Here is a 15,356-nt window from a genome sequence, read left to right on the forward strand (position 1 = left end):
TTATTTTTTAATTGGGATTTTATAAATTTCAGCTATAAATATCTTCCATAAATAAGCCGCATTTCCACTAGATAATTCTGATTCTTTGTTATCGTCGTAACCTATCCAGATACCTGTTGTAAGGTTATCAAGTGAACCAATAAACCAAAGATCTTTATTCCCATCGGATGTTCCTGTTTTTCCATAAATTTTCTTCCCTTTTATAGAGGCTGCTTTTGAAGTTCCTTCTTTTACAGATTTTTCAAGAAGTTTATTTATTTTTTTGTTTACTTTTAAATCTAATATTTTCTTGGAAATAAATTTGTTTTTCCAAATAGATTTATTATTAAGTGATTCTATATTTTCTATTATGCTAGGGCTTTGAATCTTCCCACCATTATTTATTGCAGAATATGCATTTGTAATATTTAAAAGATTATCTCCGTAGGAACCAATAGCTAATGATGGGAATTGCTTTAACTCTTGTTTATAACCCAGACCAAATGAATTCGCTAAATTAATAATATTTTTAGAGCCGATTTTTTTTGTTATTGATATTGGTACTATATTGGATGAACTTTTAAATGATTCAATCAAAGATACTGAACCTTTATATTTTTCTGAAAAATTTTTTGGGCAATAATCATCCCAGCATCTTGGTAAGTCTTCAAATTTATCAGTTAATTTTATCCCTTCTATTAATGCTGCAGCATAAGGAATAATTTTAAAAGTAGAACCTAAAGGTCTCACAGATGAAATCACTCTGTTATATTCATTAATTAATGGATCTCTGCTCGTTACCATTGTCCTGATTAGTCCTGTGTTTGATTCGATTGATAACAGAGCAAACTCAAGTTCTTTAGGTCCAACATATCTTGAAATTTTTTGGCCTTTTTCTTGCCAATCCTTATTGATAGAAGATTTAATCCTTAAAAACTTATAATCATTTTTATTTTCAATTCTTTTATCGGTTTCTTCAAGAATAAAATTTATTAGTAATTTATCATCTAAAAATTTATTAGCTGTTTGATGATTTAAGTTTATTTTCTCTTTAATAGCTTTATTTTTATTCGCAAGAGAAATATATCCATCAATATACATTGATTCAAGAACTTTATTTCTATTTTTGATAGCTATTTCTATATTTTGATAAGGTGAATAAATTGATGGAGCTGGAGCTAATCCTGCAATTAATGCGGACTCTGATAATGTCAATTCTTCTAAAAGTTTTCCAAAATAAACTTGAGAAGCCTCGTTAACCCCGTATGCTCCTGATCCCAAATAAATATTATTTAAATATAATTTTAAAATTTGATTTTTGTCATATCTGAATTCAAGTATTAGTGATATGAATATTTCTTTGATTTTTCTTTGAAAACTTAAATCATTATTTAGAAAAATTAATCTGGCAACTTGTTGAGTAATCGTACTTCCTCCCTCTTTAACATAACCACTTCTAATATTTTGAAAAAGGGCACGTGAAATACTTTTTAAATCTATTCCATTATGTTGATAAAATCTTTTATCCTCTGAAGATATAAAAGAATGTTTAAGAAAAGATGGAATTTTATGATTACTGTTATCTATTTCAAATTTACGGCTTAATTTGCTTAATACCTTATTGTCAGCGGATGATATTACGTAAGAATATTTGGTTGTGCGAGATCTTTTATTTTTTGATATGTCAAATTTTAATGTAGTAAATATTAGACTATAAATATAAAAAGATATTCCAGAAAAAATCAATATTGGAATTATTAAAACAAAAGATTTGGATTTAATCTTTTGCACCTTAAGCAACTAAAAAACTATGTCCTATAGCTAAAGCTGTAACTAACATTCCAGTTATCAGAAACGGTTGGGCACTTGCTTGATATTTAACATCAAACTTTAGAGGATCTCTTAGCAACCACATATCTTGAAATGTGATTTGTGGAATTACCAATAAAACCAAAATTACAGAGGCTAAATGTTGACCAATAATGACTAATACTACAACCATTGCTAATTGAAAAATGTCAATCAGTCCAGCACTTATTCTACTTGCATTTTTAATTCCAAATACTACCGGTAAAGAGTTCAAGCCAAGCTTTGAGTCTCCTTCAACGCTTTTGAAATCATTAATAACAGCAATACCAAGTCCAGATAGGCTATAGGCTAGTGTTAGTAATGCCGTCACAATAGTTAATTTCCCAAACAAGGCTTGTCCTGCCCACCAAGGTAAAGCTATATATGATGCGCCTAATGCATAATTTCCAAGCCAACCATTTTGCTTTAATTTAAGAGGTGGAGCGGAATATATATAACTAACAAAAGAACCTCCTAATGCTAAAAGTAAGACGGAGGGAAAGTTATGTTTAGCATATAAATCTAAAAGAAAAGCAACTATTAGGCCTGCAATAAGTAATACCCAGATTTGAATTTTTACATCTTTAATTGAAATTTTTCCAGAAGGAATTGGTCTGTTTGGTTCGTTAATTGCGTCAATTTCTTTATCAAAAAAATCATTTATGGTTTGTGTATAACCTGCCAGAAGTGGACCACTCATTAACATGCATGCTAATGAAGCTAAAACATTACTAAATGTCCATTCAAAATTTCCACTTGCGGCCGCTCCACAAATAACACCCCATATCAAAGGGATCCACGTAATTGGCTTCATTAACTGTATACGAAGTTTCCATATACTTGATGTTTCAGAAGCACCCTTAATTCCTAATAGTTGTTTTGGATCATTCACTGTACTCTTTAACCTTTCTCAATTTCTTCTGGGAAAAACCAGTTTTGCTCACCATTCTGAAATTTTGCCGTGATTCCAATACTCCTGCCGTCTGTCATTTTATAGCCTGTTATTACGGCTTTAGGATTAGATGATATTTGATCAATTAATTTACCTGGTAGTCTATCTTTTACTTTGTTAATGTTAATTTTAATTTTACTACCGATTTTGGGTAATAATTTTGTTTCAGCCATAAGAGGTAAAATAGAAGCTATTATGCAAGATTAACAGCATTTGGACAATTTTTACTAAAATGGTAGCTCTTCGTTTAATTCCTTGTTTAGATGTAGCCAATGGAAGAGTGGTTAAAGGTGTAAATTTTGTTAACTTGAGAGACTCTGGTGATCCTGTTGAATTGGCTTGTAGGTATTCTGATGAAGGTGCAGATGAATTAGTATTTTTAGATATTAGAGCTAGTGTGGAAAATAGGAATACATTAATTGACCTTGTTTCTAGGACAGCAGAATCAGTAAAAATCCCTTTTACGGTGGGTGGAGGTATAGATTCTGTTTCTTCTATTAATGATCTTTTAAGAGCAGGGGCGGACAAAGTTAGTTTGAATTCCTCAGCCGTTAAAAATCCTGATTTAATTTCTAAAAGTTCTAGAGAATTTGGTACACAATGCATCGTGATTGCAATTGATGCAAGAAGGAAAGTTAATAAGGTTGACGAATGGGAGGTATATGTAAAAGGAGGGCGAGAAAATACTGGTATAGATGTATTAAGTTGGGCAAAGAAAGTTGAGGAATTAGGTGCGGGGGAAATATTGCTAACTTCAATGGATGGCGATGGAACGCAGAATGGTTATGATTTAGATCTGACTGAATCTGTCACCAAAATTGTTAACATCCCAGTAATCGCTTCTGGAGGAGCAGGCTCTTTAGAAGATATATATGATGTTTTCAAAGAAGGCAGGGCATCAGCAGCACTTTTAGCATCATTACTTCATGATAGGAAACTTACTTTACAAGAAATAAAAACTTTCCTCCTTGAAAAAAAACTTCCAATTAGACCATATGAATAAAGTTTAAATTTATCCCAGAAAGAAAGTACTTTAAAAATGAAATTCACAAAAACTATCGAAGTCAAAAATATATTTAATAGAATTTCTTATAAATATGACTTTTTAAATAATCTACTAAGTTTTGGACTCCACAAATTATGGAAAAGGAAATTAGTTGATTTATTAGAACCCTTAAATGGTGAAGATTGGGCTGATTTATGCTGTGGAACTGGAGATTTGGCATTCTTAATTTCTGAGAGAGTAAGTCCAAGGGGCTCAATTACTGGGATTGACAGTGCCAAGCAAATTTTAAATATTGCAAAGAAAAAATCAAAGATTAAAAAAAATAAATTCATTAAATGGGTAATTAAAGATGTTTTAGAAATTAATGATTATTCGAAAAATTTTGATGGGATTTGTATGTCATATGGATTAAGAAACTTGAATAATGTTGAAGAAGGAATGAAAAAAGTTTTTTATCTTTTGAAGGATAAAGGAAGGGCAGGATTCTTGGATTTTAATCATTCAACAAAAAATTCTATATCTAATATTTTTCAGACAATATATTTGAGGCTTGTAGTTGTGACCATTTCGCGTCTTTTTAGTTTAAGTCCAGAGTACGCATATATTGAAAAAAGCATTAGTAATTTTCCAAAGAAAAATGAGCTCATAAAAATTGCTAAGGATATTGGATTTAAAAAAGCTGAATATAGAACTGTTTTTTTTGGTCAGATGGGAATATTAATTTTAGCTAAATAAAGAATTTAGTTGTTAACTTTTCTCCAACAAAAAGAACACTTTCCCCAACGTTTGATTTCACCCTGGGGAGTTGGGGAATTACAGACAGTACAAATGCACATATTATTTTGATAGATTCTGCTTGGATGCTTAGCCCAAACTGTCTTTGCATTAGTTGCTTGAAAATTTTTATTTTTAAGTTCATAATTTTGTATTATTTTTATTTCATTTAAAGTTATTCCAATGTTCTCGATTCTTTCTATTAATTTATGCTTGTTGTAGATTAGAGCTTGACGCCACTGAGGATGATTTACTGCAATAGTAAGTATTTTTTTTTCAATATTTAATGGTTTGCATTCTTGAAATAGTCCTATACCGATTAAGTCCTTCCAGTTTTCGTTGATTTTAGAAAGTTTATTTAAGTCCCCCCATGATTTTTTGAAATTTTCAAGACAATTTTTTAATGGGTGTGGATTCCTTCTATTCAATATTGGCAAATACTTTTTGTCCAATTTGTAAAATTTACTTATTAAGACTAAAGTTAATCTAATCTTTTAAAAGATGCTCGTTGTTTTAATAAAGAATTTGTGAAAGTTATTGGATCTGCAGCTAAGACAGTTTTTTATTTAAAAAAAATTCAGGGTCAACATCCAAATTGGAGTCTTCATTACAAAATAAAATGCAAAAGTACAGAAAATGAGCTAACCAACTTGCTTAGATATGCTGAAATAAAGAGAAACCAGCCAGTAGCGATAATTGCAAGAGAACAGTTCTCAGGTTTTGGCCAAAATTCAAAAACTTGGGTTTCTCCAAAAGGAGGGATTTGGTTAAGTGCAGCTTACCCAATATTTTCAAAAGAATTTAAAAGCCAAATTTTTAATTTGTCTTTAGGAATTAAGATATGTGAAATGCTTAAACAAGAAAATATAAATGTTTGTTTGAAATGGCCAAATGATATTTTTATTGGATCAAAAAAGTTGATTGGATTTTTACCGAAGGTGATAACAAGAGGTAATGAAATTACCTACGTAAGAGTAGGACTTGGCATGAATGTTTTAAATTACACTCCATCAGAAGGAACTTCATTATCAAAAGTACTACAAACTAAGAATATAAATCAATATTATTGGACAGCAAAAGTTCTTAAAGCTTTTCATGATTCAGTTGAATGTAATAGTAATAAAGATTATGTGATCAATTCGGCAAATAAGTTCCTCACTAAAAGATTTTTACCTAGTGGTTTTTGTTCTAATACATGGAAAATTAGAGATATTGACTCTAATGGTAATTTAAGGATTGAAAATCAAACTCAACTGAAGGTAATTACAAGATTCTGAATTTAATTAACTTTTAATTCAACTATTCTTCCATCCTTGAATTTGGCAACTTTTTTTGCGCGATTTGCAACTTCATTTTCATGCGTAACTAAAACAATAGTTATTCCGGATTCATGCAGTTTGTCAAAAAGATCTAGTACATCTTCAGTTGTTTTTGAATCTAGTGCGCCAGTAGGTTCGTCTGCCAATAATATTGCAGGGTTATTGATAATAGCCCTAGCAATAGCTACTCGTTGTTGTTGACCTCCTGATAATTGGTTAGGGCGATTATTCATTCTTTCAGAAAGGCCAACTTTCTCTAAAGCACTTTTACCTTGCTCTAATCTTTGCTCAGGCTCAATACCAGCATAAATCATCGGTAAAATTACGTTTTCAAGTGCTGTTGCATCTGAAAGAAGATGAAATTGTTGAAAAACAAAGCCTAATTTTTGGTTTCTTACCTCCGCTAGCTCATCATCAGATAATTTCTCAACAGGGATACCATTTAATTTATAAACACCTTCAGATGGTCTATCTAGACATCCAATAATATTCATTGCTGTACTTTTACCTGAGCCACTTGCTCCCATTACAGCTAAATAGTCACCTTTAAAAATTTCTAAATTAATGCTGTCTAAGGCTTTAACAGTTAGATCATCTTTCCCGTATGTTTTAGATATTCTTTCTAAACTTGCGATTTTCTTAGACATTTCTTGAACTATTCTTCTAAGTAATATTGTTTGTTATGGCCAGAATATCTTGTAAAAAAGGAGTTTCTGAAACTGCTGTGTTAGCTAATTTAAAAAGAGGATTAGAAAGGATTCCTCCAAGAGCTGTTACCGCCACGCAAGTATAAAGCGCAATTCTCAATGGAGGTAAACCTACAATTCCCCAATTAATTTCAGGATATGATTTGACTATTTCTGAAGCTTCCTGTGGTTCTTTAACTACCATCATTTTTATCACTGAAATGTAGTAATAAATAGAAATTACTGAAGTTACAAGTCCAACTATTACTAATAGGTATTGATGATTCGCCCAACCAGCAAAGAATAAATATATCTTTCCAAAAAATCCCAACATTGGAGGTAAACCTCCAAGAGAAAGAAGACATAGGCTTAATCCTAGGGTAATGAGAGGATCTTTTTGGTAAAGTCCTGAGTAATCAAGAATTCTGTCAGAACCGGTTCTTAGAGAGAAAAGTATTACACAAGAAAAAGCACCTAAATTCATAAACAAATATGCAGCTAAATATAAAACAGCCGCCGATAAACCATCTTGAGTCCCAGATACTATTCCAATCATTACAAATCCAGCTTGTCCAATAGAACTGTAAGCTAACATCCTTTTCATTGAGGTTTGAGCAAGGGCTACAACATTTCCAAGAGCCATGCTCAATATGGCTAATATAGTAAATAAAAGTTTCCATTCATCATCGAAAGAAGAGAAGGTAGTGCTCAATATTCTTATCGCAAATGCAAACCCAGCTGTTTTTGACCCAACAGACAAAAAAGCCACTACAGGTGTAGGTGATCCCTCATACACATCTGGAGTCCATTGATGAAAAGGAACTGCAGCGATTTTAAAAGCAACGGTTGATAAGACAAATACGAGAGATAGAGAGGTAATGAATGAGGGTTTGTTTATAATCTCGGAACCAATTATTGCTAAGTTTGTAGAACCACTTAAACCATAAAGGAAAGAGGCGCCATACAAGTAGACAGCAGCAGCCGCCGAACCAACAAGTAAATATTTTAAAGCAGCCTCTGAACTCCGTGGGTCTCTCTTGAGGTAACCAGATAGCAAATAGCTCGCAACCGATAAAGTCTCAAGAGATATAAATAAACTAATAAGGTCAGTAGATCCACACAAAAGCATTGCACCAAGAGTTGCGGAAAGAACTATCGCTGCGAATTCGCCAATAGGACTTCCACTTTGTTCTGTATAGCGCCAACTTATAAGTAAAGAGATTAAAGTTGATAAAGATATTATTGCTCTAAATGCGATTGCTAAATTATCTGAATTAAAGGATCCAAGAAAGGCACTTTCCACTGGATTACTCCATTGCAAGGCCAAACTAACAAGAGAGCTGCCAATTGATAAATAGCAGATTATTGGTGCCCATTTTGATGCAGTTTTTTCTCCAGCTAAATCTACAAGAAGTGTCCCAACAATACCTAGTAAAATAAAAGCCTCTGGAATTATGGCTTGGGCGTTTAAATTAATTGTAAAGATTTCGTTGGGCACTTTATTAAATTGGATTAAATTAGATGTTTGATTGTAAGAGTCTAAGAGTTAATCTTAACTTGATTATAATTTGTAGGTATGATTTTTGAAATTTTAAGTAGAAATTACTTGAATAACCTTCAATTAATCATAATATGCCCTTACTAAACAAATAAACCAATTTTTGAAATAAACCTTGGATCACACACTTGTTATTGTTGAAAGTCCCACCAAAGCAAAAACTATAAGAAAGTTTTTGCCTTCTAATTATGAAGTTCTTGCTTCAATGGGGCACGTAAGAGATCTTCCAAAAGGAGCTGCCGAAATCCCTGCTGCAGTTAAAAAAGAAAAATGGTCAAGGATAGGAGTTAATACAGGAGAAGATTTTGAACCACTTTACATAGTCCCAAAAGATAAGAAAAAGGTTGTTAAAGAACTGAAAGATGCATTGAAAAATGCGACCCAACTATTATTGGCAACTGATGAAGATAGAGAGGGAGAGAGTATTAGCTGGCATCTTCTACAAATACTTAAGCCTAAAATACCAACTAAGAGAATGGTTTTTCATGAAATTACAAAAAAGGCAATTAATAAGGCTTTAGATCGAACAAGAGAAATTGATATGGAACTTGTTCAGGCTCAAGAAACCAGGAGAATCTTGGACAGGCTTTTTGGATATGAATTATCACCTTTACTTTGGAAGAAAGTAGCTCCCCGATTATCTGCTGGCCGTGTTCAATCAGTTTCTGTAAGACTTCTTGTTAGAAGAGAGAGAGAAAGAAGATCCTTTAAAAAAGCTAACTACTGGGGTATGAAAGCTTCCCTATTAAAAGATAATGTTACTTTCGAAACTAAATTATTTAGCTTAAACGGTCAAAGAATTTCTAATGGTTCTGATTTCGATGAACAGACTGGCAAATTAAAAAAAGGAAATAAATCTTTAATAATTGGAGAAGAAAAAGTAAATGAATTATTGAAGACTTTTTCCTCTGAAGATTGGGTTGTCTCAAATATTGAAAAAAAACCATCCACGCGAAAGCCAGTTCCTCCATTTACAACTAGTACATTGCAACAAGAAGCAAACAGAAAGCTTCGTTTGTCTGCAAGAGAAACTATGAGATGTGCACAAGGCCTATATGAGAGAGGTTTTATAACATATATGAGGACTGATTCAGTTCATCTTTCCGAACAAGCAACAAGAGCTGCTAGAGAATGCGTCAGTTCTATGTATGGAAAAGAATATTTATCTAACTCACCAAGAAAATTTAATTCAACTGCTAGGAATGCTCAAGAAGCCCATGAAGCTATTAGGCCGGCAGGTGAGGTATTTAAAACACCAAAAGAAACCAAACTAACTGGTAGAGACTTATCTCTTTACGATTTAATTTGGAAAAGAACTGTAGCGAGTCAAATGGCTGAAGCTAGGCTAACAATGATTAATGCTGAAATTAGTGTGGGGAATGGGTTATTTAAATCGAGCGGCAAAAGTATTGATTTCGCAGGATTCTTCAGAGCTTATGTTGAAGGAAGTGATGACCCAAGTTCATCCCTCGAACAACAAGAAATTATTCTCCCAAAATTAACAATTGGAACATGTCTTGAAGTTACTAAAAAAGAATCTACTTTTCATGAAACCAAACCACCTGCAAGATATACAGAGGCTGCATTAGTTAAAGTTCTTGAAAAAGAAGGGATTGGAAGACCTTCTACCTACGCAAGCATTATTGGGACAATTGTTGATAGAGGTTATGCAAATATATCTTCCAATACTTTGGCTCCAACGTTCACAGCTTTTGCTGTAACCGCTCTATTAGAAGAACATTTTCCTGATCTAGTTGATACTACTTTTACTGCAAAAATGGAATCTTCATTGGATGAAATATCTTCAGGTAATCTTGAGTGGCTACCATATCTCGAGACTTTTTATAAAGGTAAAAATGGTTTGGAGGTGAAAGTTCAGAAAACAGAGGGTGATATTGATGGTAAAGCTTATAGACAAGTTGATTTCGAAGACCTTCCTTGCGTAGTCAGAATAGGCTCTAACGGACCTTGGCTAGAGGGTATAAAAATTGATGAATCTGGTAATGAAATACAAGCGAAAGGTAATCTTCCAATGGATATTACTCCTGGGGATTTAGATATAAAGCAAGTTGATCAGATTTTAAGTGGTCCATCAGATCTTGGAACGGATCCAAAAACTGGGGAAAAAGTTTTTTTAAGATTTGGCCCTTACGGACCTTACGTACAATTGGGAAATAATGATCAAGCTAAAGCTAAACCAAGAAGAGCTTCATTACCCAAAGAGTTGAAAACTGATGATTTAACTTTAGATGAGGCTCTTATACTTTTAAGTCTGCCTAGATTATTAGGAGCTCATCCTGAAGGAGGTGTTGTTGAGGCTGACAGAGGAAGATTTGGCCCTTATATTAAATGGATTAAAAATGAAAATGAATCTGAAAACAGATCATTAAAAAAAGAAGATGATGTTTTTACCGTTGAACTCAAACGAGCATTAGAAATCCTTGCGATGCCGAAAATGGGTAGAGGAGGTCAAGAGGTACTTAAAGACTTTGGAAAACCAAAAGAATTCAAAGAAAAAATTCAAATATTAAATGGAAGATATGGGGTCTATTTAAAATGTGGCAAAACTAACGTTTCGCTTGCTAAAGATACTGATTTAGAAAAATTTTCAGTAGATGATGCAGTAGTTCTTCTGGAAGAAAAACTAAAAGATCAAAAAGTATCTACTTCGAAAAAAACTAAAGTAAGTAATAAAAAAAATATAAGGAAAAGGAAAAGTTAGAAAAAATATGATTTTTAAAAAAAAAGAATTTTTTTTATTAATTTTTTTAATCTTATTGCAATCATGTTCTGGAGGGAGAATTGGAAATTTTCTTGAGAGTAGTTTTAATGATTTAGAAAAAATAAGCCAAGATAAAGATTTACAAAAGAATTTAGAAAATAAAAAAATTGTAGAAAAAGAAAATAATGAAATTAATAATAAAGAGATAAAAAAAGTAGAAAAGCCAAAAAATGTTCTAGAAAATGAAAAGAATATTAATTTAGAGAAAATACCAAAACAAAAAAAAGACAAAATAAAGAATTCTTCAAAAAAAAGAAAAATTGAGCTTCAATCTTACAAAATTATATTGATCTTAAAAAATGTAGATCCAAAAGATCCTACTGAAAAGTTAAGTTCCATATTAAGTAATTCTGAGGTAAATTTTGAAATAGAAAAGATTGAACGTATCGGAGATTAAAAAAAATAAAATTATGAAAAAAATTAATTAAATTATCCAACAAAAAATGAAAATAGAAACAAAAACTGAAGCTTTAAATATTGTTGAGACCTCATATTTAGCATCTCTTTCGTCTTTATTATGGATTGCCCTTTATTATTTACCAGTGGGGGGAGCTTTATTAAGGTTAATTTTACCACTTCCAATAATCCTTTTGCACTTGAGAAGAGGAACTAAAACCGCATTTGAAGGACTCTTAATACAATTTCTACTGCTATTCATAATTATGGGTCCTTTTAGAGGAACCTTATTTTTATTCCCTTATGGAATTTTGGCTTTTTGGTTGGGCTGGTGTTGGTTAAAAGAAAAAAGTTGGAAACTAAGTTTAACAATGGGAGTTATTATTGGAACATTCGGTTTCTTTATTAGAGTAGTAGCATTATCGACGTTGGTTGGAGATAACCTATGGTTGTTAATCACAAGAGCAAGTTATGGTCTAATAGAAAAGTTCATTGGATTATTTAATTTATCCTTTTCTCCCTCTATTTTAAGTATCCAATTAGTTGCAATTTTATTAATAATTTTTCAAGAAATAGTTTATGTTTTAACAGTACATGTAGTTGCATATTCTCTTTTCCCAAGATTTAAATTAACTATCCCAGATCCTCCAAGATTATTAAATAACTTAGTGGATTTAAATAATTCATAAAAAGATAAGAATGTATAGCAAAGAACTAGGGATAAATTTTTTTGGTATTGAATCCAATAAAAAAAGACAATTTAATAGAATAGAGATATTGAAAAAGAATATAAATAATTTCAAAATTTTTCTTGTAATTGCAGGTACTAATACATCTCAAATTCCTGGCATTTCAGCTGCAGGTATTAATCCAAAATCTAGGCGAATAACTGCTCTTGCAGATGCCGAGTTTTTGCTTAGGGGTGCTTCAAAAGATCACAAATATAAATTACCTCTCCTCAATGCAGGAGTGACTCCGGCTCTAATAAGTCATGTTTGTTCAAAGCTTATAAATGTTCATCCCGTTATTGTTCCTTTGGGAATAGGAGTAAAGCCCAACTTTAATCATTTGGTTGTAGAGGATAAAGATTTAGGGCCATCAAATTGTCTTACTTCCGGAAAATCTATGCCCAAAGAGAGAGTTTTAAATCTCTATGAGAGAGGTCTTGCGATAGGAAATTCATCAAAACAACCCATCTTAATTTCTGAATCAGTACCGGGGGGTACTACAACTGCTCAGGCGGTAATGGAAGCTTTTGGTTTGCAAGTGTCTAATTTAGTGGGAAGTAGTTTATATAGAGCTCCAAGAGAATTGAGAAGAAAAGTAGTTCAAAAAGGAATTATGAATGCAAATCTCAAGACTGATTTTGACTCTTTTGATGTTGTAGCATCAGTAGGAGATCCATTTCAAGCTTTCTCAATGGGGTTATTAATTGGTGCTAGGTCAGCAAACCAGCCTGTAATATTATCTGGTGGGAGTCAAATGTTGGCTGTCATTATGCTTGTATTAGAATTCTTAGGTGCAAAAAATAAAGATGACTTTATTGAAGATGTTTTTATTGCAACAACGGGCTGGCTAGTAAAAGATAATTCTCTAATCGATTTATTAAACCTAATTAATGAGAAATATGATGTCAACTTATTAGGTTTAGCAAGCCCTTTAAATTTTAAATCTTCCATATATAAAGAATTGAAGGATTATGAAATAGGTCATGTAAAAGAAGGGGTAGGTGCGGGTGGAATATCAATTCTTGCTTTTTTAAATGGGTTTAAAAATCACGAAATAGTTTCATTGTGTCAACAAAATCTGGAAAAAATGAAGCGTCTAGGTCAAATTTCTTTAGAGAAGGATTGCTGAATGTTTTCAAAATTTGCAACAAGACGAGAATTTTTAAATTGTGGTAAGCTTTCCCTTTTATTTTTATTAAACTCATGCAGTAATCTTCCTGGTGAAGTAAAAATTGCATTACAAAATTCTTTTTATCCACAATCCTTTAAAGATACGATTCCAAATGATTGGAAAAAGGAAAAAATTAATTTTGAAGGTATCCAACTAAAAAAAAATAGAAATATAATTCTCAGCTCTGACTTTACTTTAATAAACGATGGATGGATAACTAGTATAGATTTTGAGATATTTGAAAAAATAAATGAATATCCATTGATCGAAAATTTGGATAAGAGATCTATAGATTTTTTAGAAAGTTTTAATGAAAATCAAAGAACAAAATTATTTCCTATTGGCGTAGTACCTTACACAATTATTATTAAAAATAATAAAGAACTAATAAATTCAGCAAGAACTTCTTGGGATTTTCTTCTATCTAAAAAATTAACAGGGAAAATTATTTTTCCACAAAGTCCCAGAATAATATTGTCAATTGCTAAAAAAATTAATTCATCTAACTCTTTAAAAAAACTCAAAAGTCAAGCAATGTTGTTTGATGATAAAAATATGCTCAATTGGTTGATTAATTCTGATGCTTGCGTAGCCATAGTTCCTTATAGTCTCTGCTCAAAATATTTAAAAATAGATCCAAGGCTTTCTTTAGTTTTCCCAAGCCAAGGAGTACCTTTAATGTGGCATTTTCTCCTTAGTCGATCAAATCTAAATAATGCAATATTAATTAAATGGATTAAATCTCTTGAGAATAAATCAATAGTAGATGAATTGGTAAGTCAAGGTTGGTATCTACCATTTAATAATGATTATTTACAAAGCAAATATGAATCTGAGATCTTTCCAATATCAGGCCCTTCTAAGAAATGTTGGGATAATAGTTGGTCTTTCCCTGTTTTAACAAATGAACAAAAAATTAATCTTAAAAATTCATGGAATCAATTTTTAATCCCATAATCTTTTTGTAGGAGTTTCAATTAATAAGTTGTGTGTTTGCTTTAATAAATTTGGAATATCTAATTGATTAGGACATTTAGGAACACATTCATTACATTCTTGACAAAATGAGGAATTTTTTTCTTCCCACCAGTGACCAGCTCTTCCAATTAAATTGTATCTTTCTTTTGAAAATTCTAATTGGCCATAACCAATAGATATATTCCTTAAGCGAAGTATTTCTGGAATAGGTATTTCAATTGGGCATGGAAGACAACATTTGCATTGTTCACATTTGGTTGAGTTTAATCTTTCATTAGCAACTTCCTCAATTTTATTTAGGCTGCTTTTTTCAAGTTTAGTAAGCTTCTCGAAGGAGTTTCTAAGTTTATAAGCAAATTCAAAATCTTTTTTCTTTGTCGCCCCTAGGGACAAAGTTGTAATACCTTTTGCCAACAGAAATCGATACGCTAACTCTAATGGATGAAAAGGCTTAGATGCCTCTAACAAAATATCACTTGGAGAATATAATCTCCCGCCTTTATCAGCAGGCGATATTGCTAATACTCCCATACCTTTTTTTATAGCTTCCTCTGCCAAGGTAATTTTAGATTGATCTAAATAATGTAAATGTAGACTACAAAAACTAAAAATTTCACAGTTAATTGCATCTTTAATTAGTGAATAACTTCCGTGTGAACTAAAACCAACTTGATCAACTAGTTCCTTCTCTAGTATCCAAGATATGAATTTATTACCTTCTCCAGTTAGAACCCAGTCTAGATGTTTTTTTAAGTTCAATCCATGAATTGCAAGATTATTAATTTTCTCACGATTAAGATTTTTAAGTGAATTTTTAAAATTATTTTTTAGAAAGTTAAAATCACCCTTTGGTAAAACTTTAGTAGTAATCACCCAGTTTTTTTCGGGGATGTTGTCTTCTAATGCTAGTTTTTTTAATGAATTTCCAATAAGTAATTCTGCATCACCATAAGAAGGTGCTGTTTCTATGTGGTTAATTCCTACATAATATGCATTTTTTATTATGCTATACATTTTTTCGAGACTTTCAGTTGCTCGCATTGTCCCTAAAGTGAATAAGCTCACTTTCGCCCCTCGTCCAAATGATCTTTTTTGTGAATGAATAATCATCTAAATATGATCAATTTCTTTTTATTTACTCTTTAATTTATTTATAGTTGAAAATCATTTAAAGTAAAT

General features: G+C 31.7%; 15 protein-coding genes. 8 read left to right on the forward strand and 7 right to left on the reverse strand.

Features of this window, described 5'->3' with window-relative positions; genetic code table 11:
• Genes HA144_RS02405 through petP form a run of 3 tightly spaced genes read right to left on the reverse strand, consistent with a single transcriptional unit; the run spans window position 1 to window position 2,952 of the window.
• Window positions 1-1,770 carry a transglycosylase domain-containing protein gene (locus tag HA144_RS02405; RefSeq protein ID WP_209042100.1) on the reverse strand — a complete coding sequence of 590 codons (1,770 nt, stop codon included), beginning with the start codon at window positions 1,768-1,770 and terminating at the stop codon, window positions 1-3.
• Between the two features lies 1 nt (window position 1,771).
• The gene (gene chlG / locus HA144_RS02410) at window positions 1,772-2,719 is read right to left on the reverse strand and encodes a chlorophyll synthase ChlG (RefSeq protein WP_025880719.1); all 948 of its coding nucleotides are present in this window, start codon (window positions 2,717-2,719) and stop codon (window positions 1,772-1,774) included.
• Window positions 2,720-2,727: 8 nt separating this feature from the next.
• Window positions 2,728-2,952, reverse strand: a complete 225-nt coding sequence (gene petP, locus HA144_RS02415; protein ID WP_209042102.1) for a cytochrome b6f subunit PetP — start codon at window positions 2,950-2,952, stop codon at window positions 2,728-2,730.
• Window positions 2,953-3,011: 59 nt separating this feature from the next.
• Between petP and hisF the strand changes: the two genes are divergently transcribed.
• Entirely contained in the window at window positions 3,012-3,782 is a 771-nt protein-coding gene (hisF, locus tag HA144_RS02420) for an imidazole glycerol phosphate synthase subunit HisF (protein ID WP_209042104.1), read from the forward strand.
• A 36-nt stretch (window positions 3,783-3,818) separates the two neighbouring features.
• On the forward strand, window positions 3,819-4,520 hold the full coding sequence (gene ubiE, locus HA144_RS02425) for a bifunctional demethylmenaquinone methyltransferase/2-methoxy-6-polyprenyl-1,4-benzoquinol methylase UbiE (RefSeq protein ID WP_209042106.1): 702 nt from the start codon (window positions 3,819-3,821) through the stop codon (window positions 4,518-4,520).
• Between the two features lie 5 nt (window positions 4,521-4,525).
• On the opposite strand, the gene HA144_RS02430 is transcribed toward ubiE, so the two are convergent.
• On the reverse strand, window positions 4,526-5,011 hold the full coding sequence (locus HA144_RS02430; protein WP_245152799.1) for a DUF721 domain-containing protein: 486 nt from the start codon (window positions 5,009-5,011) through the stop codon (window positions 4,526-4,528).
• Between the two features lie 75 nt (window positions 5,012-5,086).
• Between HA144_RS02430 and HA144_RS02435 the strand changes: the two genes are divergently transcribed.
• Complete coding sequence (locus tag HA144_RS02435; protein ID WP_209042108.1) at window positions 5,087-5,836, forward strand: biotin--[acetyl-CoA-carboxylase] ligase; 750 nt, start codon at window positions 5,087-5,089, stop codon at window positions 5,834-5,836.
• A 2-nt stretch (window positions 5,837-5,838) separates the two neighbouring features.
• On the opposite strand, the gene HA144_RS02440 is transcribed toward HA144_RS02435, so the two are convergent.
• The gene (locus HA144_RS02440) at window positions 5,839-6,525 is read right to left on the reverse strand and encodes an ABC transporter ATP-binding protein (RefSeq protein ID WP_209042110.1); all 687 of its coding nucleotides are present in this window, start codon (window positions 6,523-6,525) and stop codon (window positions 5,839-5,841) included.
• 16 nt (window positions 6,526-6,541) lie between these two features.
• Window positions 6,542-8,062: an NAD(P)H-quinone oxidoreductase subunit N gene (locus HA144_RS02445; RefSeq protein ID WP_209042112.1), complete on the reverse strand. Its 1,521-nt coding sequence runs from the start codon at window positions 8,060-8,062 to the stop codon at window positions 6,542-6,544.
• A gap of 175 nt (window positions 8,063-8,237) precedes the next feature.
• Here HA144_RS02445 and topA point away from each other — a divergent pair, with 175 nt between their 5' ends.
• Genes topA through HA144_RS02470 form a run of 5 tightly spaced genes read left to right on the forward strand, consistent with a single transcriptional unit; the run spans window position 8,238 to window position 14,156 of the window.
• Window positions 8,238-10,844 (forward strand): type I DNA topoisomerase, encoded by a 2,607-nt coding sequence (gene topA / locus HA144_RS02450; protein ID WP_209042114.1) that lies wholly within the window; start codon window positions 8,238-8,240, stop codon window positions 10,842-10,844.
• Window positions 10,845-10,851: 7 nt separating this feature from the next.
• Window positions 10,852-11,301 (forward strand): hypothetical protein, encoded by a 450-nt coding sequence (locus HA144_RS02455; protein ID WP_209042116.1) that lies wholly within the window; start codon window positions 10,852-10,854, stop codon window positions 11,299-11,301.
• A gap of 46 nt (window positions 11,302-11,347) precedes the next feature.
• Entirely contained in the window at window positions 11,348-11,989 is a 642-nt protein-coding gene (locus HA144_RS02460; RefSeq protein ID WP_209042118.1) for a DUF2232 domain-containing protein, read from the forward strand.
• 10 nt (window positions 11,990-11,999) lie between these two features.
• On the forward strand, window positions 12,000-13,157 hold the full coding sequence (cobT, locus tag HA144_RS02465) for a nicotinate mononucleotide-dependent phosphoribosyltransferase CobT (protein ID WP_209042120.1): 1,158 nt from the start codon (window positions 12,000-12,002) through the stop codon (window positions 13,155-13,157).
• On the forward strand, window positions 13,158-14,156 hold the full coding sequence (locus HA144_RS02470; RefSeq protein ID WP_209042122.1) for a hypothetical protein: 999 nt from the start codon (window positions 13,158-13,160) through the stop codon (window positions 14,154-14,156).
• Here HA144_RS02470 and HA144_RS02475 read toward each other — a convergent pair.
• Window positions 14,145-15,287 carry an aldo/keto reductase gene (locus HA144_RS02475; RefSeq protein WP_209042124.1) on the reverse strand — a complete coding sequence of 381 codons (1,143 nt, stop codon included), beginning with the start codon at window positions 15,285-15,287 and terminating at the stop codon, window positions 14,145-14,147. The genes HA144_RS02470 and HA144_RS02475 overlap by 12 nt on opposite strands.
• Between the last annotated feature and the right edge of the window lie 69 nt (window positions 15,288-15,356).

The sequence above is a fragment of the Prochlorococcus marinus XMU1404 genome (genome assembly GCF_017696175.1).
Classification (GTDB): Bacteria; Cyanobacteriota; Cyanobacteriia; order PCC-6307; family Cyanobiaceae; genus Prochlorococcus_A; species Prochlorococcus_A marinus_X.